Source organism: Xenorhabdus anantnagensis (assembly GCF_028598555.1).
GTDB classification, from domain to species: domain Bacteria; phylum Pseudomonadota; class Gammaproteobacteria; order Enterobacterales; family Enterobacteriaceae; genus Xenorhabdus; species Xenorhabdus anantnagensis.
In genome coordinates this window covers 1-23,038 of sequence record NZ_JAQRFN010000038.1, presented here as the reverse complement: position 1 = coordinate 23,038, position 23,038 = coordinate 1, and the positions used below count along the sequence as shown (strand labels likewise).

General features: G+C 48.4%; 27 protein-coding genes and 1 pseudogene. All 28 read left to right on the top strand.

Annotated features, from left to right (window positions below; all coding sequences use genetic code 11):
• The first annotated feature begins 543 nt into the window (after positions 1–543).
• Positions 544–1,116 (top strand): Rha family transcriptional regulator, encoded by a 573-nt coding sequence (locus PSI14_RS18350; protein WP_273577436.1) that lies wholly within the window; start codon positions 544–546, stop codon positions 1,114–1,116.
• A 102-nt stretch (positions 1,117–1,218) separates the two neighbouring features.
• Complete coding sequence (locus PSI14_RS18345) at positions 1,219–1,878, top strand: hypothetical protein (RefSeq protein ID WP_273577434.1); 660 nt, start codon at positions 1,219–1,221, stop codon at positions 1,876–1,878.
• 318 nt (positions 1,879–2,196) lie between these two features.
• Complete coding sequence (locus PSI14_RS18340; RefSeq protein ID WP_273577432.1) at positions 2,197–2,790, top strand: RNA polymerase subunit sigma-70; 594 nt, start codon at positions 2,197–2,199, stop codon at positions 2,788–2,790.
• Positions 2,756–4,735, top strand: a complete 1,980-nt coding sequence (locus tag PSI14_RS18335) for a phage terminase large subunit family protein (protein WP_273577430.1) — start codon at positions 2,756–2,758, stop codon at positions 4,733–4,735. The genes PSI14_RS18340 and PSI14_RS18335 overlap by 35 nt, the downstream gene beginning before the upstream one ends.
• Before the next feature lie 8 nt (positions 4,736–4,743).
• Complete coding sequence (gpW, locus tag PSI14_RS18330; protein WP_273577428.1) at positions 4,744–4,998, top strand: gpW family head-tail joining protein; 255 nt, start codon at positions 4,744–4,746, stop codon at positions 4,996–4,998.
• Entirely contained in the window at positions 4,998–6,641 is a 1,644-nt protein-coding gene (locus PSI14_RS18325; RefSeq protein ID WP_370688887.1) for a phage portal protein, read from the top strand. Before gpW ends, PSI14_RS18325 begins: the two co-directional genes overlap by 1 nt.
• Entirely contained in the window at positions 6,638–7,489 is an 852-nt protein-coding gene (locus tag PSI14_RS18320; RefSeq protein WP_273577426.1) for a S49 family peptidase, read from the top strand. The genes PSI14_RS18325 and PSI14_RS18320 overlap by 4 nt, the downstream gene beginning before the upstream one ends.
• A gap of 1 nt (position 7,490) precedes the next feature.
• The gene (locus PSI14_RS18315) at positions 7,491–8,081 is read left to right on the top strand and encodes a hypothetical protein (protein WP_273577424.1); all 591 of its coding nucleotides are present in this window, start codon (positions 7,491–7,493) and stop codon (positions 8,079–8,081) included.
• Complete coding sequence (locus tag PSI14_RS18310) at positions 8,081–8,473, top strand: head decoration protein (RefSeq protein ID WP_273577422.1); 393 nt, start codon at positions 8,081–8,083, stop codon at positions 8,471–8,473. Before PSI14_RS18315 ends, PSI14_RS18310 begins: the two co-directional genes overlap by 1 nt.
• Positions 8,474–8,540: 67 nt before the next feature.
• Entirely contained in the window at positions 8,541–9,587 is a 1,047-nt protein-coding gene (locus tag PSI14_RS18305; protein WP_273577420.1) for a major capsid protein, read from the top strand.
• A gap of 1 nt (position 9,588) precedes the next feature.
• Entirely contained in the window at positions 9,589–9,906 is a 318-nt protein-coding gene (locus PSI14_RS18300; protein WP_273577418.1) for a DUF7210 family protein, read from the top strand.
• Positions 9,906–10,241, top strand: coding sequence for a head-tail joining protein (locus PSI14_RS18295; protein ID WP_273577416.1), 336 nt, complete (start codon positions 9,906–9,908; stop codon positions 10,239–10,241). The genes PSI14_RS18300 and PSI14_RS18295 overlap by 1 nt, the downstream gene beginning before the upstream one ends.
• Positions 10,238–10,792, top strand: a complete 555-nt coding sequence (locus tag PSI14_RS18290; RefSeq protein ID WP_273577414.1) for an ATP-binding protein — start codon at positions 10,238–10,240, stop codon at positions 10,790–10,792. The genes PSI14_RS18295 and PSI14_RS18290 overlap by 4 nt, the downstream gene beginning before the upstream one ends.
• Positions 10,782–10,970, top strand: coding sequence for a DUF2635 domain-containing protein (locus tag PSI14_RS18285; protein WP_273577412.1), 189 nt, complete (start codon positions 10,782–10,784; stop codon positions 10,968–10,970). The genes PSI14_RS18290 and PSI14_RS18285 overlap by 11 nt, the downstream gene beginning before the upstream one ends.
• The gene (locus PSI14_RS18280) at positions 10,970–12,460 is read left to right on the top strand and encodes a phage tail sheath subtilisin-like domain-containing protein (protein WP_273577410.1); all 1,491 of its coding nucleotides are present in this window, start codon (positions 10,970–10,972) and stop codon (positions 12,458–12,460) included. The genes PSI14_RS18285 and PSI14_RS18280 overlap by 1 nt, the downstream gene beginning before the upstream one ends.
• A 7-nt stretch (positions 12,461–12,467) precedes the next feature.
• Positions 12,468–12,836, top strand: coding sequence for a phage tail tube protein (locus PSI14_RS18275; protein ID WP_273577408.1), 369 nt, complete (start codon positions 12,468–12,470; stop codon positions 12,834–12,836).
• A 9-nt stretch (positions 12,837–12,845) separates the two neighbouring features.
• Entirely contained in the window at positions 12,846–13,142 is a 297-nt protein-coding gene (locus PSI14_RS18270; protein WP_273577406.1) for a phage tail assembly protein, read from the top strand.
• A gap of 117 nt (positions 13,143–13,259) precedes the next feature.
• Positions 13,260–15,197, top strand: a complete 1,938-nt coding sequence (locus PSI14_RS18265) for a hypothetical protein (protein ID WP_273577404.1) — start codon at positions 13,260–13,262, stop codon at positions 15,195–15,197.
• 268 nt (positions 15,198–15,465) lie between these two features.
• Entirely contained in the window at positions 15,466–16,107 is a 642-nt protein-coding gene (locus PSI14_RS18260; protein ID WP_273577402.1) for a DUF4431 domain-containing protein, read from the top strand.
• Between the two features lie 354 nt (positions 16,108–16,461).
• A complete protein-coding gene (locus tag PSI14_RS18255; RefSeq protein ID WP_273577400.1) occupies positions 16,462–16,905 on the top strand; it encodes a hypothetical protein in 444 nt (147 codons plus the stop codon).
• Positions 16,906–16,912: 7 nt separating this feature from the next.
• A complete protein-coding gene (locus PSI14_RS18250; RefSeq protein WP_273577398.1) occupies positions 16,913–17,392 on the top strand; it encodes a hypothetical protein in 480 nt (159 codons plus the stop codon).
• Positions 17,393–17,521: 129 nt separating this feature from the next.
• Positions 17,522–18,931 carry a DNA circularization protein gene (locus tag PSI14_RS18245; protein WP_273577396.1) on the top strand — a complete coding sequence of 470 codons (1,410 nt, stop codon included), beginning with the start codon at positions 17,522–17,524 and terminating at the stop codon, positions 18,929–18,931.
• Positions 18,928–20,019, top strand: a complete 1,092-nt coding sequence (locus tag PSI14_RS18240) for a phage baseplate assembly protein (protein ID WP_273577394.1) — start codon at positions 18,928–18,930, stop codon at positions 20,017–20,019. The genes PSI14_RS18245 and PSI14_RS18240 overlap by 4 nt, the downstream gene beginning before the upstream one ends.
• Complete coding sequence (locus PSI14_RS18235) at positions 20,009–20,590, top strand: phage baseplate assembly protein domain-containing protein (RefSeq protein WP_273577392.1); 582 nt, start codon at positions 20,009–20,011, stop codon at positions 20,588–20,590. The genes PSI14_RS18240 and PSI14_RS18235 overlap by 11 nt, the downstream gene beginning before the upstream one ends.
• Positions 20,587–21,033 carry a phage GP46 family protein gene (locus PSI14_RS18230; RefSeq protein ID WP_273577390.1) on the top strand — a complete coding sequence of 149 codons (447 nt, stop codon included), beginning with the start codon at positions 20,587–20,589 and terminating at the stop codon, positions 21,031–21,033. The genes PSI14_RS18235 and PSI14_RS18230 overlap by 4 nt, the downstream gene beginning before the upstream one ends.
• Entirely contained in the window at positions 21,023–22,165 is a 1,143-nt protein-coding gene (locus PSI14_RS18225; RefSeq protein WP_273577388.1) for a baseplate J/gp47 family protein, read from the top strand. Before PSI14_RS18230 ends, PSI14_RS18225 begins: the two co-directional genes overlap by 11 nt.
• On the top strand, positions 22,162–22,758 hold the full coding sequence (locus tag PSI14_RS18220) for a YmfQ family protein (RefSeq protein ID WP_273577386.1): 597 nt from the start codon (positions 22,162–22,164) through the stop codon (positions 22,756–22,758). Before PSI14_RS18225 ends, PSI14_RS18220 begins: the two co-directional genes overlap by 4 nt.
• 54 nt (positions 22,759–22,812) lie before the next feature.
• Positions 22,813–23,038, top strand: a pseudogene (locus tag PSI14_RS18215) (hypothetical protein); the annotation flags it as partial.

Below are 23,038 nucleotides of genomic sequence, written 5' to 3'. Positions count from 1 at the left end.
TCTATTATAATAATAAACAAGTTGGAATAGTGAACGGGCCTTTTTCGCTCGTTGCTACGCACCACTCCATACAAGCTTTCCATCTGCCAAGATCATTCTGATTCGAACAAATAGAAGCAGAAATCTGTGTTGAGGCTAAAAGAGTCGTGCTGGCCACTAGGCAAAGAAGAATGAATTTTTTCATTTTATTCTCCCTATTTCGCTTGAGTTAACATAACTGCAACAAGACGTAAACCCATTTCCGCCCAATAACAAGCGAATAATGCTTAACAATTAGTTACTCTCTGAAACTAAAGGCAATATTCCCGTCCCCATTCCCTGAGTGGCGACAGGAATAACCTATGCTGCCACCCCGTACCCACCGCGTACCCAACGCACACGGGCTGGTGGCATTTTTATTTTCACCGTGCATTCACACGCATATCAATAAAAACGCAGAGCCTTACAGAAAGTCGAGCCTGAGAAAACCGTTATTAATAGGGTATTTCTGCGGGCGGTTTTTCTGTGTGAACAGGTTCGGCTTTCTATAAGGAAAAGTACCCGATGAAATTAGTCAAAACTAATAAAACAAATCTTCCTGTAACAGAAGCGCCCACCATGACCAGTCTGGAAATGGTTGATTACATCAATGTTGACCGTAAGGCAAAAGCTGAGATGGAGGGATTAACGTTTCCCTGTAAGAAGTACAAAAAGCTACGTCATTCTGATTTCACTAAAAAAGTGCCTAAAGTTCTAGGTGAGGGGTATGCGAAAAATTTCTCACACCCTATAAGGAACCAACAGAACGGCGAGATTTACCCCGGATATAAATTTCCCAAACGTGAATCCTGCTTGATGGCAATGAGCTACAGCTATGAGTTACAGGCTCAGGTGTTCGATCACATGACTGACCTTGAAGTGAAATCTGGATTCGGATTTACCCTCCAGCAACTGCAAGACATGCTTGTTCTGGCAAAAAGAGCGTCTGATGAAGATTCCTCTGATGCAGGCCGCAGACTGAGAAAGCGACAAGATGATCTGATTACTCTCGATAAGGCTGAAAGATTGATTGATGATCTTGGTCAGATGGCGCTTGGGTTGGTTGGCGGCAGTAAAAAGGAAATCGCCCATATTTAGGGCGGTGACAAGTGACTTATGCAGAACTTTATATAGTCCCGATTAAAAAAGTACGGGGTTATATAAATCAGACCAGTTGAATATGCTGAATGAGGGGTGATTATGGCGAATCTCAACGATCTCGCTAACCGACTGGCAAAGATACGAAAGCAAATCCCATTTGCAACAGCTCAGGCACTCACCCAAGTGGCGCGTGAGATAGAAAAAGCCCAAAAAGTGGCGTTCGAACGCAAGCTCGAAAATCCAACACCATTTACGGTTAAGGCGGTAAGAAGTAAAGGGGCGCGTAAGGATGATCTAACCGCAAAAGTATTTGTATTACCAACCGCAGCCAGCTACTTAGAACCGTTTGAACAAGGTGGAGTGCATAAACTCAATGGCGCTGCATTGCTTAACCCCAAAAACGTTAAGCTAAATAAGTATGGCAACTTACCCCGTAACAAGCTGAACCAGTTGAAAGGCAAAGAGGATACGTTCATTGGCGAACTCTCAACCCGCTACGGAGATAACGTCAATGGCGTATGGCAGCGTAAGAAAGCCAAGAAAGTGAAAAAGAACAAGAGGCGGTTAAAACGCTCACCGAATGGCACACGCAGACCGAGAGAGAAACAAAGACCACCAAAATTACTCATTCGGTTCGGTGATGCCCTGCCAGTTGATCCAGTGCTCGGTTATCAGGAACGCGCCCAACAAATGGCTCAGGCGTTAATGCCGCGAGCGATTAATAGGGCATTGAGTGAGGCAATTCGGACAGCAAAATAGAACTGGGACCGTGGTCCCAACTAGATGAGGTTGAACTATGGGAATGATAATCACGGTAGTCATAACATTGGTAGTCATTCTATTTATTTTGATGGCGTCGAATGGTTCATATCCCATCAATATTTCCTGCCCCCCGCCACGACCAAAAAGACGGGTTGATGAGGCTGGGACTAGAAGGTAACAGTGATGTGATAGTAACACCTCCAAACCTTTTGGGTCCTTCCTAACTGATTGATATTACACGGGCATTGCGCGTCGCGATATTTCACTAGCTATGAACTTTTGAAATTTGGGTAACAGGTAACACGAGGGTAACAGATGAACCAGTCAGAATTTGCCAAATTACATGGCGTCAGCCGCAAGACGGTCACCCAGTGGAAAGCCCGTGGCTGGCTGGTTATGACGGACGACGACATTGATGTTGAAGCCTCAAATGCCAACATTGAACGTTACCGGAAAACTGTTACCCGTAGCGAAAAAAAGTCCAAAGGTAACAAGCAAGGTAACAAACCGGGTAACACCCCCCAAGGTAACAAGCAGGGTAACAACCCAGCCCCTGATACCCCGGCAAAAATTGTCGAGCGCATTCTGACTGAACGGGGCGCAACGATGTCACTGGATGAAGCCCGGACCATGAAGGAAAACTACTTGGCCTTGTTGACCCAGTACGATTACGACCTGAAATCCGGTGCGGTCTTACCCTATCAGGACATGATTGATGCGGTGGGACAGGAGTATTCACGGATGCGCACCCGTCTGATAGCAATAGCCCCTGAACACGGGCCACGGCTCCGGGCGTTGGCGACAACGTCTACAGATACGGAGTTTGTGACGGCGTTGCAGGAAATTATTCATGAGGCGATGGAGGAGTTGAGCCTTGATAACAGTACACACAGGGCAAAGGGGGGGTAATGCATGGCAAAACTTCACCCGTGCACTGGTTCAGAAACGTGCTGATGTCAGACCTCCAGAGCCGTTATCCTTAAGCGAGTGGGCCAATAAATACGCTGTTTTATCTAAAGAGAACAGTGCCCAGACGGGTAAATTCCGCTCCTTTGGTTATCAGGACGGCATGATGGATGCCATTACTGATCCGGGCGTGACTCAAGTGTCTGTCATGAAATCGGCGCGCGTGGGTTACACCAAAATCTTAGACCACGTTGTTGGCTATTACCTGTCTCATGATCCGTCCCCGATACTGGTGGTGCAGCCTCGTGTGGAGGATGCCGAGGACTACAGCAAGACCGAAATTGCCCCGATGTTGCGTGACACCCCGGTACTCAAAGAGATCGCCGGTGAAGCCAAGGCAAAAGACAGCGGACAGACCATTCTCAAGAAGCAGTTTTCCAACGGAGCCAATTTAACACTGGTGGGAGCTAACTCACCGGGCGGCTTTCGCCGTATTACTTGTCGAATCATTTTGTTTGATGAGGTTGACGGCTACCCGTCTGGTGGCGCTGGGGCGGAAGGGGATCAGATAGCATTGGGTATCAAACGCTCTGAGACATTCTGGAACCGTAAGATTGTGTTGGGGTCAACCCCTACCGTCAAAGAGACCAGCCGGATAGAGAAAGCGTTTAAGGACAGTGACCAACGTTACTACTACGTTCCCTGCCCACACTGTGGCGAGTTTCAGGTGTTGGAGTGGGGCGGCCCTGATACGCCTTACGGCATGAAATGGGAGAAAGACGAACATGGCAACGGGTTACCGGAGACTGCGTATTACGTTTGCCGTCATAACGGCTGCGTTATTCATGACAGTGACAAACCCCTGATGATCAAAGGCGGGGAGTGGCGGGCTGAAAAACCGTTTACGGGTCATGCGGGTTTTCATATCTGGGCGGGTTACAGCCTGTTCCCGAATGCCGCATGGCCGAATCTGGTCAAGGAATGGTTGCGGGTTAAAAGTGACCCCCTGATGCGGCAAACCTTTATTAACTTGGTGTTGGGTGAGCCTTATGAAGACCGGGGCGAAAAAGCCCTCAGTGAGCGTAAGCTGTTGGAACGTTGCGAGGTCTGGGCGGCAGAAGTCCCAGACGGTGTAGCTGTATTAACAGCAGGCATTGATACCCAAGACGGACGTTTTGAGATTGAGGTGGTCGGATGGGGTTGCAATGAAGAAAGCTGGTCGATTGCTCACGATGTGATTGAGGGGGATTTGGAGACCGACGAACCGTGGCGGCGTCTGGATGCGTATTTAAAGCAAATCTGGCGGCGTGCTGATGGTTATGGTTTTACTATCATGGCGGCCTGCATGGATTCCGGTGGTCACCATACTCAGCGGGTCTATGATTTTGCCCGTGAACGACTAGGTCGCCGGATTTGGGCGATTAAAGGTGAGTCAGCCAGAGGTGGTGCCCGTTCACCGATCTGGCCTACCAAGCGCCCAACACCCCGTAGTAAATCCAGTTTCAAACCGATTATTCTTGGCGTCAATGCGGCCAAAGACGCAATCCGCGCCCGGTTGCATATTGAACCACCAGAAGCAGGCGAACCGGCACCGGCCTATATGCACTTTCCGGTTGACCGTGACTTAAATTATTTCAGTCAATTACTGGCGGAACGTTCGGTCATCAAAATCACGGGCGGCCAGCGCTATCGTGTATGGGAACAAATTCCCGGACGTGCCAATGAGGCGCTGGACTGTCGGGTATACAGCTACGCGGCATTATGTGGCCTGTTGTATCTGGGATTGAAACTCAATGTACTGGCCGGTGCGATTGACGCGAATCCCAGCAGACTGAAACCACCACCGGTTGAACCGGAGGCCAAAATCAGTCTGCAATATCCGGGTGTTGTTATTCAGGAACCGGATAAACCCCAGACACGCAAACCCATCTCGCAGATGTTGCCATAGGAAAAATTATGTTTAATCGCAATACTAGTCTGCTGGCGGGCATGAGCCGCGGGCAGCTTTTGGCTGCGCTGGAGACGGCGCAGGCTGCTTACGTTGATTTAGCAACAGGGAACAAAGGTGTGTCATTTTCCTATTCTCAGGGCGATGGGACCCGTTCGGTATCCTACCAGCCGACAGATTTAGGTCATCTGCTGGCGCTGATCCAGATGATACAGACACAGTTAGGTATCAGTACGCGGCGTCCGGCGAGGTTCAGATTCTGATGGCTATTCAAATACTGGGGCCGGACGGCAAACCGTTAGCACCGTCCCGTCCCCGTTATTCCATGCTGACGGGGGGCAGCCGCGTTCCCTACGATGCCGCCGATTCGTTCAGTGATCAGCTGGCGAACTGGCAGCCTGCATTGTGGTCGCCAGATAACGAAATTAATATCTATCGTGACCGCATTGTATCGCGTGTCCGTGATTTGGCGCGTAATGACGGCTGGGCGGCGGGTTCTATTACCCGTGTGCTGGACAACGCCATTGGGGCTAATTTTCGTCCTATTCTGAAACCTGATTACCGAATGTTGGCACTGTTAACCGGTAATAAATCGTTTGATGTCACGTGGGCTGCTGAATACCGCAAAGTGGTTGAAGCCCATTGGCGTTCATGGGCAGACGACCCCGGACGCTATTGTGATGTGGAACGAAATCAGACTGTTTCCCAGATGATGCGATTAGCATTTCGTCACAAATTGCTCGACGGTGACGCACTGGCGGTGCTGCAATACCGTACTGACCGATTAGGTCAGGGGCGAGGGCGCTACGCGACCACTATCCAGATAGTTGATCCCGATCGCCTCAGCAATCCGCAGGAAATGATGGATATGGAGCACGTGCGCGGCGGGGTGGAAATCGACAGTGACGGCGCGCCGGTTGCCTACCATATCCGTGAGGCGCATATGGGGGATTGGTGGAGTGGTAAAAAAACCATGACGTGGAAACGCATTCCGCGTGAGACCTCGTGGGGGCGTCCGCATGTGGTGCATGATTACGACCATGAACGCGGGGCACAGCATCGTGGGAACGGGATGTTAACCCCCGTCGTCCAGCGCCTGAAAATGCTCATCAAATATGACCAAAGCGAACTGGAATCCGCCATTTTAAATTCCATCTTTGCCGCCTATATCGAATCACCCTATGACCCTGCGGCAGTCGAGGCGGCATTGGGTGATACGGGCATGAATGACGATCCGAATTTAGGGGCGTATCAGAGCGGTCGAGTAGAGTTTCATAACGAACGCCGGTTATCCCTGCAAAACGGGGCACGCATGCCGATTTTGTATCCCGGGGAGAAAATCAGCACCGTCAATGCCGCCAGACCGCACAGCAATTTTGAAATATTCGAAAGTGCCGTACTGCGCAACATTGCCTCGGCAACCGGACTGTCCACGCAGCAGGTCACACAGGACTGGTCAGATGTGAACTACAGCTCTGCCCGTGCGGCGATGCTGGAGGCGTGGAAAACCCTGACCCGTCGTCGTGACGATTTTTCCATCGGGTTTGCCCAGCCGATCCTGAGTGCATTCGTTGAGGAGTTGCACGACACAGCTGAATTACCCCTGCCCAATGGCGCACCGGATTTTCTGGAAGCTCGTGCAGCGTATTGCCGTGCCCGCTGGATAGGTCCGGGACGCGGTTGGGTCGATCCGGTCAAGGAAAAAGAAGGTGTGATCATGGGGCTGGAAGCAGGACTATCTACACTGGAAATCGAAATTGCCGAAAACGCCGGCGGTGACTGGGAAGAATTTATGGATCAGCGCGCGCATGAAATACAGGTGTGTCAGGAGCGCGGATTACCCCTGCCCAGCTGGGCGCAATCACGCCTGACCGCCGATAGCAAACCGGAGGAATTCAACCCATGAATTTACCCCATTTAGCCCAGCGGGTGTTTAACGTGCCGCTGGCGATACACCCGCGAAAAGCGGAAGTGGTCATGGCGGCATTAACCGACCGATTCGGTATCACTAAAATTCAGGCCGGTATGGACTGGGATGATGAGGATGAATCATTTTCCCGCCGCAAACGCGACACAGGTTACGACGTGTTGGAGGGTGTAGCGGTCATTCCGGTACAGGGTACGCTGGTTCAAAAATTGGGAACTCTGCGTCCGTACAGCGGAATGACCGGTTATGATGGCATTCGTCAATCATTTTTGACAGCCCTCAATGACCCGGATGTGAGCGGAATTTGTCTGGATATTGATTCGCCCGGCGGTGAGGTTGCCGGTTGTTTTGATTTGGTTGACCTGATTTACCACTCTCGTGGTGAAAAGCCCATTCATGCCATTTTGACGGAAAATGCCTACTCCGCTGCCTACGCTATCGCCAGTGCCGCAGATAAAATCACAGTTCCGCGCACAGGCGGAGTCGGTTCAGTCGGCGTGATTGTTATCCATTGTGACTGGTCACAGCGTATTAAAGACGATGGATTGACCGTCACGATCATCACCTATGGTGGACGAAAAGCCGAGAGTAATCCGTACATAAAATTAAGCACGGAAGCACAACAGGCAATACAGAACGATGTTGATGCAATGGGTCAGTTGTTTGTTACTACCGTCGCGCGTAACCGTGGGATGACAGAAAAAACAATTCGTGACACACAGGCGGCCTGTTATCTGGCCGCTGACGGTGTTCAACTGGGGTTGGCTGATGTTGTGGCTACACCCGATATCGCATTTCAAACACTAATGAAAGAGGCTGGAGTTTAATATGGCTATAACAAAATTCGCTCATCTGATTCCCCCGTTTGGCAAAAAATCACGCATGTCAGAAGACGATGACGAAAAAGCACGCAAAGCAAAAAGCCGTCGCGCCGAAGAAGACGAGCACGAAGAGGATGCGGAAGACGATGAAGATCGGGAGGATGCGGAAGAGCAAGACGACAAAAAGGAAGGCAAAAAAGCCAAGAAAGCGAAGTCAGAAGACGATGACGACAACCCCGACGCGGAAGAAGACGAGGATGATGAAAACGCGGAAGAAGACGAGGATGTCAAAAAAGGACAGCGCGCCGAGCGTAAACGCTGCGCTCAAATCTTTGGTAGTAAATATGCCGCTGGGCGCCCTGATATGGCAGCACATCTGGCTCTCAATACCGGCATGTCAGCGAGTGAGGCTATCAGCACACTAAAAGCGATGGGGTCAGTTCAGCCAGCCATGACTCACGTCACATTGGACAGCCGGATGCGCGCCGAACAACAGGTGCGATTGGGTCCCGATGCTCAGCAGCCCGCGAAAGGCTCAGCGGCTGCAATGGCGCAGCAGATGACGGGTTTATACAACGCCAATAGAGGAACAAAATAATGGATCAGTTTTCCAATAACCCATTTCAACCGGGTGTTCGTCAGTCGGTTTATGTGCCTGACCAGCTCATTGCGGGACAGCTGCAATTAGTTACTGATACCGTGACCATTGCGAAATCCGGCGTATTGAAACGTGGTGCAGTACTGGGTCAAATCACAGCGTCCCGTGAGTACGTGCTCAGTAAAAAAGGGGCAACAGATGGTAGTCAAACCCCATGTGCCATTCTGGTGGATGATGTAAATACCGCAGAAAGCAGCGCTAGCGGCGGTGTCTATCTGATGGGTGAATTTAATCAGCATCGTATCACCTATGATGAGAGTTGGAATTTGCCTGAATTAACCACCGAACTCCGCAAATTCTCGATTTTCCTGCGCGACAGCGTAACGGCCTAATTTAATTTTAACAGACGTCTAATGCGGTCACCGTAGGCACTGTGACGTCTTTAACATGAGAAACAGTATGAACATCTATGACACCAACGTTTTAGTGCAGGTTGTGCCTAACCTGATCACCAGTCAGAACTGGCTGCTGGATAAATTCTTTCCCAATGTCGTGGAGTCTGACACCGAAGAAGTGTCTATTGACGTGGATGTCGGTTTGCGCCGTATGGCCCCGTTTGTTTCCCCGTTAGTGCAAGGCAAGCTGGTTGAATCACGCAAATTCCAGACGAATACGTTCAAACCCGCCTACATCAAAGATAAACGTGCGCCAGATCTGCGCAAACCGATTCGCCGCCAGATTGGGGAGCGCATCGGTGGTCAGTACACGGCGGCTGAACGTGAGATGCTCAATATTCAATTTGAGCTAAGTGACCAGATTGACATGATTAACAGACGGTTAGAGTGGATGGCGGCCAGCGCACTGACAACCGGCACTATCACCGTTTCAGGCGAAGGTTACGAGACAAAAGCGGTCAATTTCGGGCGTTCTGCTGACCTGACTGTCACCCTGAGCGGCAGCGATAAGTGGCCAACAAAGGTCGATGCAGGTAAAACCAACAGCCAACCAACGCAGGATATTGAAGAATGGTCGCAGCGCATTCTGAAAAATTCTGGTGCAGTGCCAACCGATCTGGTGTTTACCACGACGGCATGGAATGCGTTTAGGCTGGATACCACGGTTACCGATAGTGCTATCAAATTCCCAGCATTAAACCCGTACGGTAACCAGATTAACCCGGGTACGCAGGTGCAGAAAGGCGCCGCCTATAAGGGGCACTGGGGGCAGTTTGATTTGTGGGTGTACAATGACTGGTTTATCGACCCGGTGGATGGCAAAGAAAAACCGATGTTGCCAGAGGGTATGGTCATTATGTCTGGCGCTGACCTGATGGGAACGCGTGCCTTTGGGGCAATACTGGACCCGGCATTTAACTATGGCCCGATGGCATACGCCCCGAAATCGTGGTTACAGGAAGATCCCGCACAGCGTTTCCTGATGATGCAATCTGCCCCGCTGGTCATTCCCAGCCGGGTGAACGCCGCTTTATGCGCAACGGTGGTGTGAGATGGCAAAGAAACCACAGCAGGAACTGGGCGAATTACCGCCCGAATTGCAGACAGACCCGTCAGAGGATATAACCCCAAAAAAAGGTGAAAAAATTCCATTCGAGGAATCGGATAACGAGCCGGCTGCTCATGAAGCAGCCCCTGAACTGGTTGTTGTCAAAGGGAATACGGTTCGTCATAACGGTGTTGACTACCCTGAAAACACCGTAATCGATTTACAGGGTGACGAGGCTGAGCGCCTGATTCAGTTAGGTGTTGTCATGCGACTGGATGACTTAAGGGCGCAGCTTTTATCCGGTAATTCACAGGGGGTCTGATGCCGATTGACTGGGATAAACATCTGCTGGCCCCTTTGCATCAACAGTTTGCCGAGCGGGTGAACTGGCGACCCAAGAACGGCGAACCCTACGACATTATGGGCGTGTTTGATCGCGCCTATACCCAGCAGGTGGAGTCGCTGGACGGGGATAGCGGTATCAACACCACTAAACCGTTGCTGGGTGTGCGTGATGCGGTATTCAAATCCCCGCCGCAGCAGTCCGACCGGGTGTTTGTATACAGCATCAATACTGAATTCGTCGTGAGTGATGTTCAGCCGGACAGCCACGGCGGAACACATCTGCAACTCAACAGGACTAAACGCAAACAATGAACGCATCAACAGTCCGTAATCTGGTGGTTCAGACGCTGATCGGGAAAACGGATGCACAATCCCGCATCTACTCGCCACGCGACTGGTCAACACGGGGCGATGATTACCCGTGTATTCTGGTACAAACCCCGTTTGACCACAAAAAATCGCTGGGTCGCAACGTTCCCCAATTTCATACTGTAACCACCGTCAGGATCACTGGCAGGATAGAGGAATTTGACGGTGACATTGATAACGGTGCAGAACAGGCGGAACTGGCATTAGAGGCGCTGCGGGAACAAATTGAACGGGCTGTCATTAACAGTTACGAATTGACCCAGGTTATTCAGCAATATGCTGAAATTCGCTCGCAAATCGATATTGATGCCAGTGGTGAATCGCATTTCGCACAACTCCTGATGGATATCGACATTGAATACTATCAGGGTGAGGAGGATTTTTACCCCATCGAAACGCACCCACTGGACGGTATTGACGTGACCGTAGCGATGCCAGCACACACCCCCGAACCCAAAATCAGATTAATCTGGAGTAAACCCCATGTTTGTTAAACCCGTTACTGGGCGGCTCGTTCGCTGTCCGGTCAGGGGCGAATTTTTGCCCGAATCCGGTGCAGAGGTGCCGGATACCCTATTTTGGCATCGCCGGTTAAAAGATGGTGACGTTGAACTTTATCAGCCAGTAGCTGAAACCAAAGTCGCCAAAAAAGGCGCTCAGGAGACTGAATAATGGCGATCCCCTTTTCCCATATCCCCAATAATCTCAGAACGCCGCTGTTTTTCGTTGAGTTTGATAACTCAATGGCCAACAGCGCCATTGCGACCCAACGCTCGCTCATCATCGGGCAAATGCTGGATAGCGCCACGGCAACGCCAGATATTCCGGTCCGTGTTTCTTCGGCAGAACAGGCGGCATCACAGTATGGTCACGGCTCATTGCTGCATGGCATGGTTGCGGCCTATTTAGCGAATGATTCCGCGGCTGAATTGTGGGTGTTGCCCCTGAAAGACGGGGATAACCTGCTGGCTGCCAAAGGGCTGGTAAAAGTCGCATCCCTGCCTACCAATGCCGGGGTTATTTCACTGTATATTGCAGGTCAGCGTGTACAGGTCACCGTTATGGCCACCGATAACACGACACAGATTGCGGCGGCACTGGCCACCGTGATTAACCGTAAAATCTCGTTGCCGGTGACCGCAACTGTGGCGCATGACACGGTGACATTAACCGCCAGAAATAAAGGTGCGCACGGTAACGGTATCAACGTTTGCCTTAATTACCGAGGGCAGGCAGGCGGTGAGGTGACTCCGGCAGGGCTGGCATTGGTGATCACTCCCATGACAGGCGGTGCAGGCGCACCCGAGCTGAAAAACGGCCTGTCTAACCTCAGTGACCGTTCATTTGATTTTATCGTCAATCCCTATACCGATACGGCCTCGCTGGATGAACTGAAATCATTTTTGTCGGATACGGGCGGGCGCTGGTCATGGGAGCAGCAATTGTACGGTCATGCGATCAGTGTCGTCAGCGGAACTTATGGCGAACTGGCGGATGCCGGCGCGCGCCGCAACAATCAGCATGAAACTCTGTTAGGGGTAACGAAATCACCGACCCCCAATTACATCTGGTCAGCAGCAATAACGGGGGCGATTGCACCGAGCCTGAGAAATGACCCCGGTAGGCCGTTGCAGACCGTGCCGGTGGCGGGCGTTTTGGCACCGTCGGCAGAAGACCAGCTCGATTTGATTGAGCGAAACAACCTGCTGCACAGTGGTATTTCAACAGTGACAGTGGCTGATGATGGCACGGTGCAGATTGAAAACGTCATTAGCACCTACCAGAAAAACCCGTACGGCGATAACGATGACAGTTATTTGCAGATAGAAACGCTGTTTTTACTGGCGTTTGTCTCTCGTTATATTCGCACACAGATCACGTCTAAATTTCGTCGCATGAAACTGGCAAAAGATGGCACACGGTTTGCTGCGGGTTCCGCGATTGTGACCCCAAATGTAGTGCGTGCCGAACTCATCGCTCAGTATCGGACGCTGGAATATAACGGTTATGTGCAGGACTCGAAATCATTTGCTGAGGGGTTGCGGGTCGAGGTTAACGCACACAATCCAAACCGACTGGATGTTCTCTGGACGGGCACACTGATCAACCAATTGAGAGTGTTCGCGCTGCTCAATCAATTCCGTTTGCAACCGACGGCATGAGGTAACTATGGGAAATACATCTAACAGGCTGGCAGGTACGGCCTACGTTTCTGTTGACGGAATGCGGATCATGGTTGTAGGCGACTTCAACTACAGCCCCTCAACAGTGACACGTGAAACGCTGACCGGCATGGATTCGGTGCATGGATACAAAGAAAAGCCCTCCGCTCCGTTCATCTCTTGCCGGGTGCGTGACTCTGGCGGCACCACGGTTGCCGATTTTAACAACCAGACCAACGTCACTATTGTTGCAGAACTCGCCAACGGCAAGACCATCATTGGTGAGGGCTTGTGGACGGTAAACACGCAGGAAGTACGCAGTGAAGACGCTGAATTTGAAGTGCGCTGGGAAGGTATTTCGGTAACAGAAAATTAAGAGGCAATCATGGAAAAAACTAAAGTTATCACATTGAGTAAACCGATTGAGAGTAACGACGGCAAAGAGGTTTATCAGGAGATCCATCTTCGGGAGCCGTGTCTGATAGAAGTTGAGCAATTCTACGACGCACAAGCGAAGAACCATAACAGTTCTCTGCCTGCGATGCGGTTGCTAATTGCATTGGTATCAGCCGTACCTGAAACGGTATTGAAAAAAATGGCAATCAGCGATTTTAACCAGTGCAGGGAGTATCTTTTGTTTTTTTTGTCGGGAAATCTGGATTCCAACAGTGGCAGCGACTAGCGGCAGAAGTCACCTACTTTTATAAATGGGGGCCACAGGATGCGTGGCTCCTGAGTCGTTCACGGTTGAAATGGTGGGCTGAACAGGCAGAACGAATCATGAATGCGGGGGGAGGCAATGGCTAATGTATTTGATTTTCAATTAAACGCGGATGAAAACGTTACCAAAACGATTGCAGAGATGGAGATGCAGTTAAAAAGCCTGCGTCCATCATTGGCAGGCGTTCGTGAGGAATTGCGATTTGGCGGCAGCGAAACGCTGGATAATGTCGGTTCCGTCAGTAATAAATTGCGTGACATGTCACAGTTTGCCAAAGACAACGTTCAGCACATCGGCGCTATTATTCCTCCACTAAAAAATGTCGGCGAACTTACCGCAAAATATGGCGGCCTTGCTAAAAAATACGGGGGGATCGTCGGCGGGGTGGGCGCTATAGGATATGGCGCAACAAAACTGTATCAAGGTATGAGGGATGCAGGCAAAGAAGCGATTACCCGCAGTACACGGGCAAAAAACTCAGGAATGAGCGTGGCGGATTTTACCCGTATGTCCGGGGCTATGCAACTCTCTACCGGGGCTTCAATGGATGATGCTGATCAGTCTGTCGAATCACTCTATCCCGTTCTTCAGAATGCCCTCACGAACAGAAATAGCACCACAAAAACTGAACTGAATAAAATTGGCGTAGAAATAGCAAAAAATAAAAATGATAACGCAGATGTTTACCAGACAATGAAAAACCTTGCGGCGAAATGGAATAACATCGCACCTGAAACACAAGATACGTTGCGTGAGCATTTGGGATTAGATCCTCGCACCTTATCATTTTTGAGAGATGGAGGACAGAAAATAAATGGCAAATTTAAGATTGAAGAGTTATTAAGTAAATCAGATGTTTTTGGACTGACCAAGCAAGATAAGGACAATGAACAAATTGAGAAACTTGGTGAGCGCATAAACGAAGTCGAAGCCAGAGCAGCAGGAGCGTTGAGAGAATTTAGGGATGACATGTTACTGACGGGCTTTGGTCAATGGGACAAAGCGAAAGAAGCCGCTAAAGACAAAAATCCGGTTCATGGTTTTTTTGCGGGAGCAGGGGCATTTGCTAATCCATTCGGATTTAATAACGGCGGCGACCAATTAGCGTTACTGAAAAAAGCAAAAAAAGATGATGAATTCAGAAAGACGCTGAGCTTTAAAGAAAAGACGGATTTATTGTTTGAATATGCGTCAGCAGACTTAATCAGAAAATTAAATGCATATTATTTCCCGAATGAAAAGCCCAGCCATGTGGGTGAAAAGGTGCCCGATATACCTGTTTTACGGGAACCCAACTACCCCAATCCATTAAAGAGTGGCGGTAACACCAGAAAACCACGCGGTATTCGCAATAATAATCCCGGAAACTTAACCGATGCTCCCAATGCGGTGGGCAAAGATTATGGCAACGGCCATGTCTACATGAAATTTGCGACACCTCACGATGGAATAGCAGCACTGAGTAGACAGCTAATGTTGCATGGGGATCGCGGTCAGAATACGTTAAACCACATTATCCCTATATATGCTCCTAAAAAAGCAGGAAATGATACGAAGGAATATATTGATTATACAGCTAAACAGCTAGGAATTAGCCCAAATGAAAAGATGGACTTACATAATCCAGCTATGATTGAAACACTGATAAACGCCATAATAAAAATGGAGAATCTGGGGCAGCAGCCATACAGCAAGGAACAAATACAAAATGGAATTTCTGCGTCTATTGATGATCCTCGTTGGGCGGGGCTGCGTTCAAATCATTACTTGCAGAACCAGCGTTTGCGATATGGCTCAAACGGGCAAGAACAACCATTCCCTTCACTCTACGGTCAGAAGAAAGAGAGTGAGTATGAGGAATTGATCGCTGCGAACATAGCAAGGGTGGTCAGGGAGGCCATCGGTGATAAGCCTTTTCTGGTTGAAATAGCCTTGGTCGATAATAAGACCGGAGAACGGCAAAGATTCCAAGAAAAAACTACAGGGAAAGTCACCACCTCCATGCAGTATCCTTGAAGATAGTTTATATTTCATTCATCAATGTGATTTTTATCATATTATCAATGAGGTTATAAATGCATAGATTTGGGCGTTTTTTATTATTGGTTGGTATTATATGGCTAATTGCGGCCCTGAATATGGGCACCACCGTTTCTTCTTATGGTGAAACCGTTCAGAACATTGGATTGGTCTCAAGCAAGCAAAACCACGTCATTATAGGATGCTTTATTATCCTGTATGGATTGTTAGTTACTTTGTTTTATACAGAGAAGTGAGGGTGGGGATGTTAAAAAAAATGACCACCATTTGCTTTCTGGTCTCAGTAACTATCAATGCTGCAAGTTTTGATTGTTCAAAAGCAGAGAGTAAAGCTGAGAAGTTAATTTGTAACACTCCGGCTTTATCTCAAGCTGATGATGCTCTATATGTCGATTATCACCAAGCAAAGATTTCAACTGGAAATAGTGACGGCTTTAAAGCTTTAGTCAAGCAGAACTGGAAATTGCGTGAAAAGAACTGCGATACGGTTGAGTGTCTTCAGGGCTGGTACAGGCGATCATCTGAAATATATCAACGGATTGCAGCTACTAGGGGAGAGGGTGAAAAGGTCAACAATACATATTTCTACAATACTTCAGTAAAGTTCAAAGGCACCTTGAATCGTGAATTTGATGGCTTTCCTTCTTTGAGACTTGATAATCTCATTTCGATTTCGCCAAGTGATGATGTTTACGACGACATGGAACCACTAGAATATGGCATTGCTGTGATGCAACTAGCTATATCTGGAAAAGAACAGTGGGATATCTTTGAGAAATCAAAAGGAAAAAAAGCGTTAGTTACATGTAATGTATATCATGCACATACGATACACCATAAAACGCCAGTGATGTGTCTTGTTGAAGAGATAACCCCGCAAAAATAGTCCCATTACGGGGCTTTTTGTTGTCTATTTTCCGATACTACTTTACATAGTATCGTCATGACGATCAGTTATAAGTGAACATTAATGCTCTTGTATTGGGAAAATTTCCCTTACACATTTATATTTAAACGTTAAATATTTAATTAATAATTTTTTGTTTATCCAGTTATTGATTTTTTAAATTAACGCCATTGATTGAGTGATGATAAATAATTCATAAACAGAGTGTAAATAATTTTATATAAAATATTGTTATGTCTTTTTTATTTCTGTATGTTCAGAATTGCGAGTGATGGTAAATACATCATATTAATGTGATGTGGTCAATTTTTTATTGTAAAGCAGGAAGCAATGATGAAAAAGTTATTCGTCGTCATTCTGACGATTTTTTGTGTAGCATTCGGTTCACTGTCTCATGCGAATTCTTTGGAAGTTCCCGGTAAGAAAACCTGTAAACACAGAGTCGTTAATGAACTGAATTCATTCAAAAGGAAAATTTATCATTTTGGAAATCAAACGTTTCAATTAGATAGAAGGGGCATGAAACATATTCTGGAGCGGCATCATCCTTGTTTCTGGAATGGCTCAATTAAAGATACGCAAAGCTTTTTATCGCCTGATATGTCAGTAAAGGAGATTGTTTACGTCATTCAGAGTATAATGCATGAAAACAGAGATGTTTTAATAAAAAAAGGCGGTAAAAAGTTTTATCAAATTAAAGGACGGTATAAAGGTCACTGGTATAGAGTTGGATTTAATAGAGGAAGAATAGCCCAATTTTATCCAATCGTAGAATAGAGGCAAGATGAAAAATATAAATATTAATTCATATATTAAAATTGGAGATGAGTTTATTGATTTTTTCCAATATGAAGGAAATATAAAAGACGATATAGACGACATTGATTATGTTGAAGGCGCATTAGAATTAACTATCAACGGTAAGCCTCTTATCACTAAATCAATGTGGGATGATACCAATCACCTTTGGGGTTATTTCACAGAGGGATTATCATTAGTCTATGAAAATAAAGAATTTGAATGTGGCTTTCCTGATCAACCAATAGAAGTGAAGTTCATCCCCTTAAAAGGGAATAGACGAGTATGTGTCAGTGTGCGTCGCCCGTTCCGTCCAGAGGTGAAAACGTCTATCGAGAAAAATGAATTTTTAATTGCAATGCGGGATCATGCAATCAAGTTTTTCGAAAGGCTGGGACATTTAGCTCCTGAAACAATACCCGATACGGCCTATGCCATACAAGATTTGAAAAAAATTAAATTATGATAGCGATAATATAGTCGACATCATAAGTAGAAATAAATTATATAACTAACCCGCTCCGCGCGGGTTTTTATACTTAAATCTATGCCGCCTCGTGCGGTTTTTTTATGTCCAAATTTAAGAGGAGTATGTATGGCATTTATTAAAGATGCCATTTCCTCATTGCTGGGGGGTGGCAATGACTCATCATGGAAATGGTCAGAACATTTACATCCTGCCTCATTTCGCGGTGTGCCGTTTGCGGTGGTTTCCGGTGAGAGTGTATTCGGTCGCCGTCAGGCGGTGCATGAATACCCCTACCGCGATACCGCATGGATTGAGGATTTAGGCCGGGCAACCCGAAAAATCACCCTGCGCGGTTTTATCATTCAGGGCAGCGCGGTTTATCACGCACCGGATGTTATTACTCAGCGTAAAAATCTGGTTGCGGCCTGTGAAACGGGTTCAACTGGGACGTTGGTACACCCGACGCTGGGCGAACTGACGGTCAGCGTGACCGAAAGCGGCCTGCGCATGACTGAGAGTGCCGAGTTCGGGCGGGTGTTTGAGTTCACCCTGACGGTCATCGAATCCGGGCTACAGGTTTTTGCTGTCACCAACAGTACCCAGTCTGCAACCGAGGTTAAAAATCACTGGCTGCGAACGTACACCACGACGTTGGCGAAATATGTCTCAATGGTGCGGGGTGAAATTCGCTCCGTGGTGTGGGGTATGAAAATCATCAGATCGACAGCCGATCAGTGGATTGGAATGATTACACGTTCAGTGGATGAGGTGACGAACCTGAGTGATATGCTGAAAACAACGTTTGGTACAGAACGCTATGGGCGCTATCAACGTGGGAAAATTGGCGGTGCGGTATCTGGTGCCACGGGCGTCAGGTCTCGTGATAATCAGAACCGGCATGATGCTGAAATTATTCAACAGGCTACAGCGGCGGTTGTCATGGGGCGCAAATCTATCGCTGAATCTATCGATAAAATGACACATTCGTTGACTGTTGACGGGTTCGGTCAGGCAGCGCAGGGCGTCGTGGATGCGATTATCCGTTCAGCGGGCAGCACGGAAGAGAAAATCGCCATTTTTGAAAATTTATCTGCATTTCAAAACACCCAATATCAACCGAGTGATAGTGATCGCCATGTGACCAACATGACGGTTTTATTCCTGGTTGTGTTATCTGCCGGGGCAATGGCTCAGGTTGCCAGTGAAATCACACCCGCGAACACGCAAGGTGCGAACGAATTACAGCGGCGTGTGTGCCATGCGTTGAATACCGCGCTAGTGATGTCTGGTGATTTGGGTATGGATGAGATCTATGCGGCGTTAACAACGCTGAGACATGAGTTCGTCACCAGTGCAGAACTGAACGGCGCTGAATCAGGCCGACTGGCTCAGTTCAATTTGCCGACAATATTACCGGCATTGAATGTGGCCAACCGGATTTATCAGAATGCTGGTCGCAGTAATGAGTTAATACAGGCGACCAACCCCCGTCACCCGGCCTTTATGCCGGTCAAATTTACGGCGTTGCGGAAATGAAACAAAATTCAAATGAACTCTCATTGGTGATTGGCGGCAAACGGATTTACGGCTGGGACAGTATCCGAGTCACGCGTGGTATAGAACGACTGCCGTCTGATTTTGAATTGATGCTGATGGACTATTATCCCGGTAGCAATGAAAAGCAACTGGTCGAGGCAGGGCAGCCCTGCGAGGTTCTGCTGGGCGATGACCCTGTTATCACTGGTTATATCGATATCTGGAACTCATCCATCAATAAATCAACACATCAAATCCGCGTAACGGGCAGGAGTAAATGCCAAGATCTTGTGGACTGTTCGGCTAAATGGCCGCAGAACGTTATTTCGTCCGCGACGGCGTTACAGATTAGCCAGAAACTGGCGCAGGGGTACGGCATTGGCGTGACCTCCGATGTAACCGATATGCAGCCCGTGCCGCAATTTACCCTGAACTGGGGGGAATCCTCACAGGAAATTATTGACCGTATCACCCGCTGGTCCGCCATGCTGTATTACGACACCCCTGATGGGGATCTGTTGTTAACCCGTGTCAGTGACAACGTGGCGGCGAGTGGCGTTGAACAGGGTAAAAACGTTGAAATGGCGGACTACCAATCCTCCATGAATGAACGGTTCTCGGAGTACAGTGGCCTGTCCATGAACGTCAGCGGCCTGAGTGAATTGTCTCAGGGGCAGGGGTATAAAGTGGTTGAAATTGCCTCCGCAAAAGACCCCGAAGCGGAAAAGATGCGCTACCGCAATTACGTCACCATTATCGAAAGCACACTGCATTCACACCAGCGGCAACAGGAAGCCGTCGACTGGGAAATGAACCGTCGCTATGGACGTTCAAAAGTATTGAAAGTATTGGTGGATAGCTGGCGTGATATCAGCGGGGCATTGTGGCAACCCAATACATTGATCCCGATTCATTTGCCTGTTTTCGGGCTGGAGTCTGAGCAGTGGCTATTGTCAGAAGTGTCCTACGTTCGCAATAAAGATGATGGCACAAGAGCTGAGTTAACCCTGATGCCCCCTGCGGCGTTTACCGTTCAGCCCTATGAATTCTACGAGACAATTATGGAGACACGTAATTATGGACGTTAAAAATTTGTATCGCCGTGCCATGATGATGTTGGGGCTGGGGCGTGTGACCACCTGCAATGACAGTGGCGTCATCCAGCAGGTTCAGTATCAAACCGTGATGGAAGTCCGCGATAACACAAAGCGGATCGCTGAATTTGGTTTTTCGTCCGGGTTGCCAGCGGAAACCGATGTTGTCCTCGCATTTTTAGGGGGTGACCGCTCTAATGCGGTGGTGATTGGCAGTAATCATCAACAATATCGGCATAAGGGGTTAAATCCCGGTGAGGTGGTGGTGTATAACCAATGGGGGTTGCATATTTTGCTGACCGAATCAGGAATTACAGTCGAGGCGCAGGGACAGCCTATAACGGTTAATAATGCGTCTCAGGTAACAGTTAATGCCTCGACAGCGGTTTTGCTGAATACGCCCGTGTTACGGGTTTCCGGCGATATTATTGATAACTGCAACAGCAATAACGCCACCATGAAGCAGCTCCGTGATAACTATAACGAACATACCCATCCCGTCCCCGGAGTGAGATCAGGTGATTCGACCGTGACCAGCAGAACAACAGGAGCGACAGTGAAATGAGTGACATAACGTCATGGTGGGATGTCAACAATATCCATGCCGATTGGCTGGTTGGCCGCGGTGATTTAGTCACAGGTAACGACCTGCAAACCGCGATTATTATCAGTTTGTTTACTGACCGACAGGCGCGGGCGGATGATGTCATTGACGGCAATGATCGCCGGGGGTGGTGGGGCGATAGTGGTACGGATTATCAAATCGGCTCTCGGTTGTGGCTATTGCACCGACAAAAACTCACTACGGCAGTTGCACTGGCCGCCGAGGATTATGCGCGTGAAGCGTTGCAATGGATGCTGGATGATGGGGTGGCTGATTCTATCGACATTGGCACCCAGATTGTCTGGCCCAGTCGATTGAATATGATCATTCGTTATCAGCGCCCCGGGCGGGATAATGAGGATTTGCGGTTTTTTTGGGTATGGGAGCGAGAAAATGCCATTTAAACGAAAAACACTGACCGAATTACGCGAGCAGAACCGCAGTTTTTTGCAGTCGGAATTACAGAAAACCGGCCCGTTATTGCGATTTTCCAATATGGGTGTGCTGGCTGATATGGACGCTGGGATGGCGCATCTGCATTACGGTTACCTCGATTATATTGCCCGGCAAACAACGCCGTTTACGTCAACGGATGAATGGCTGTCAGGCTGGGCTGCGTTGAAAAAAATATTCCGAAAACCGGCGACTGCTGCCCGGTGTGAGCAATTCCAGTTTACGGGGGTTGCGGAGACTATTATTCCTGTCAATACAATTTTAAACCGGGGTGATGGTTATCAGTATCAGACGGCAGCAGAAACTCGTATTGATACCCGTGGGCGTGGAATTGTCAGTATTATCGGAATATTGCCTGATATCACTGACAATGTTTCAGGTGGGGGCGTTGTCGGTAATGCGCCATTGGGTACAGTATTGACGTTAGATCAGAGTATTGCCGGTGTTGATGTTGAGGGAACGGCGATTGCACCCATAACGGGCGGTGCTGATATTGAGAGCGAATCAAATTTTCGCTCTCGCATGCTATTGGCCTATCAGGGGTCACCCCAGGGCGGCTCTGATGATGATTATAAACTGTGGGCGTTGTCTGTACCGGGCGTCACCCGCACGTGGGTCAGAGGCCGGGCAGTCGGTGCGGGCACAGTAGGTGTTTACATCATGTGTGACAACAATGGACAGGGTGGTTTTCCCAATGGCACAGAGGGTGTTTCAGCCCATGAGTCAGGTTATGTTGTGCATGCGACGGGCGATCAATTGCGTGTGGCTGATTATATTTATCGGGTTCGCCCTACAACGGCCTTAGTTTGGGTATTATCACCGATAAAACGCATCATTGATTTTAATATCAGTGGTATTGCACATGCTGGCACAGAAATAACCCATAAAATCGCGGCCGCGATTGATAATGTGTTGTTTGAGAATGGCAATCCGGACGGAACCGGGAAAATTTTTATATCCGATCTGCAATATGCAATTGCTGATGTGCCGGGAACGACAGGATTTGTGATTTCGTCTCCGACAGAAAATATTGAATTGTCGGTCGGGCAATTACCCGTGCGGGGCGAGGTTAAATACACATGAAACAGTATAGTGTGAATGATTATACTGCCGCGTTGAACGGATTATTGCCAACGGGCATGGCGTGGACGCGCCAACCCAATTCAGTCATGAGCGCGGTGATTCGGGCTAACGCCAGCAGCTATCATCGCAGTGATCAGGATGCACATGCGTTACTGGATGGCGGTTTTCCTGCAACCGCAACGATTATGTTGCCTGAATGGGAGAAAACATTGGGGTTGCCTGATGATTGCGCGATTGGCGAAATTGACAGCGTTTCATTACGGCAAAAATCGGTTGTCTCTAAATTGTTGAGAACTGGCGGTCAGTCGAACCAGTATTTTATTGATTTGGCTGCTGAACTGGGATTTAAAATCACCATCACCGAGTTTCGGCAGGCACGGGCAGGCATGTCTGCATGTGGTGCAGCGATTAACGGCGACGACTGGCCGTTTGTCTGGCGGATTAATTCCCCTGCGACAACGATCAATTATGCCGTGGCGGGCGGCAGTTATTGCGGCGATCCATTACGTTCGTGGGGAAATAAAAAACTCGAATGTCAATTTCAGAAAATTAGCCCGTCTCACACCATTCTGCAATTCGGTTACAACCCGTAATCAGTCATTAATTAAATTTAAATATTAATCACCTTCATTGAGTGAGGATTCGTTATGCTAAAAATTGGTGATATTACAAATACCGCGGACGGAAACGGTGAATTTACCAACGGTAATGTGGCGGCAGGTGTAGCGCCAACCATATTGGATGCGGCGTGGTTTAACAGTGTTCAGCGAGAATTAATAAATGCACTGGCTGCCGCGGAAATTAAACCCAGTCAATCTGATGATGCCCAGTTGACTGAGGCAATTCGGAAAATGATACAAAAATCCGTGCCCC

What these genes read in the sequence shown, in the direction of transcription:
- PSI14_RS18350 (WP_273577436.1), top strand. Translation starts at nt 544, where the DNA reads ATGAAATTAGTCAAAACTAATAAAACAAATCTTCCTGTAACAGAAGCG.
- PSI14_RS18345 (WP_273577434.1), top strand. Translation starts at nt 1,219, where the DNA reads ATGGCGAATCTCAACGATCTCGCTAACCGACTGGCAAAGATACGAAAG.
- PSI14_RS18340 (WP_273577432.1), top strand. Translation starts at nt 2,197, where the DNA reads ATGAACCAGTCAGAATTTGCCAAATTACATGGCGTCAGCCGCAAGACG.
- gpW (WP_273577428.1), top strand. Translation starts at nt 4,744, where the DNA reads ATGTTTAATCGCAATACTAGTCTGCTGGCGGGCATGAGCCGCGGGCAG.
- PSI14_RS18325 (WP_370688887.1), top strand. Translation starts at nt 4,998, where the DNA reads ATGGCTATTCAAATACTGGGGCCGGACGGCAAACCGTTAGCACCGTCC.
- PSI14_RS18320 (WP_273577426.1), top strand. Translation starts at nt 6,638, where the DNA reads ATGAATTTACCCCATTTAGCCCAGCGGGTGTTTAACGTGCCGCTGGCG.
- PSI14_RS18315 (WP_273577424.1), top strand. Translation starts at nt 7,491, where the DNA reads ATGGCTATAACAAAATTCGCTCATCTGATTCCCCCGTTTGGCAAAAAA.
- PSI14_RS18310 (WP_273577422.1), top strand. Translation starts at nt 8,081, where the DNA reads ATGGATCAGTTTTCCAATAACCCATTTCAACCGGGTGTTCGTCAGTCG.
- PSI14_RS18305 (WP_273577420.1), top strand. Translation starts at nt 8,541, where the DNA reads ATGAACATCTATGACACCAACGTTTTAGTGCAGGTTGTGCCTAACCTG.
- PSI14_RS18300 (WP_273577418.1), top strand. Translation starts at nt 9,589, where the DNA reads ATGGCAAAGAAACCACAGCAGGAACTGGGCGAATTACCGCCCGAATTG.
- PSI14_RS18295 (WP_273577416.1), top strand. Translation starts at nt 9,906, where the DNA reads ATGCCGATTGACTGGGATAAACATCTGCTGGCCCCTTTGCATCAACAG.
- PSI14_RS18290 (WP_273577414.1), top strand. Translation starts at nt 10,238, where the DNA reads ATGAACGCATCAACAGTCCGTAATCTGGTGGTTCAGACGCTGATCGGG.
- PSI14_RS18285 (WP_273577412.1), top strand. Translation starts at nt 10,782, where the DNA reads ATGTTTGTTAAACCCGTTACTGGGCGGCTCGTTCGCTGTCCGGTCAGG.
- PSI14_RS18280 (WP_273577410.1), top strand. Translation starts at nt 10,970, where the DNA reads ATGGCGATCCCCTTTTCCCATATCCCCAATAATCTCAGAACGCCGCTG.
- PSI14_RS18275 (WP_273577408.1), top strand. Translation starts at nt 12,468, where the DNA reads ATGGGAAATACATCTAACAGGCTGGCAGGTACGGCCTACGTTTCTGTT.
- PSI14_RS18270 (WP_273577406.1), top strand. Translation starts at nt 12,846, where the DNA reads ATGGAAAAAACTAAAGTTATCACATTGAGTAAACCGATTGAGAGTAAC.
- PSI14_RS18265 (WP_273577404.1), top strand. Translation starts at nt 13,260, where the DNA reads ATGGCTAATGTATTTGATTTTCAATTAAACGCGGATGAAAACGTTACC.
- PSI14_RS18260 (WP_273577402.1), top strand. Translation starts at nt 15,466, where the DNA reads ATGTTAAAAAAAATGACCACCATTTGCTTTCTGGTCTCAGTAACTATC.
- PSI14_RS18255 (WP_273577400.1), top strand. Translation starts at nt 16,462, where the DNA reads ATGAAAAAGTTATTCGTCGTCATTCTGACGATTTTTTGTGTAGCATTC.
- PSI14_RS18250 (WP_273577398.1), top strand. Translation starts at nt 16,913, where the DNA reads ATGAAAAATATAAATATTAATTCATATATTAAAATTGGAGATGAGTTT.
- PSI14_RS18245 (WP_273577396.1), top strand. Translation starts at nt 17,522, where the DNA reads ATGGCATTTATTAAAGATGCCATTTCCTCATTGCTGGGGGGTGGCAAT.
- PSI14_RS18240 (WP_273577394.1), top strand. Translation starts at nt 18,928, where the DNA reads ATGAAACAAAATTCAAATGAACTCTCATTGGTGATTGGCGGCAAACGG.
- PSI14_RS18235 (WP_273577392.1), top strand. Translation starts at nt 20,009, where the DNA reads ATGGACGTTAAAAATTTGTATCGCCGTGCCATGATGATGTTGGGGCTG.
- PSI14_RS18230 (WP_273577390.1), top strand. Translation starts at nt 20,587, where the DNA reads ATGAGTGACATAACGTCATGGTGGGATGTCAACAATATCCATGCCGAT.
- PSI14_RS18225 (WP_273577388.1), top strand. Translation starts at nt 21,023, where the DNA reads ATGCCATTTAAACGAAAAACACTGACCGAATTACGCGAGCAGAACCGC.
- PSI14_RS18220 (WP_273577386.1), top strand. Translation starts at nt 22,162, where the DNA reads ATGAAACAGTATAGTGTGAATGATTATACTGCCGCGTTGAACGGATTA.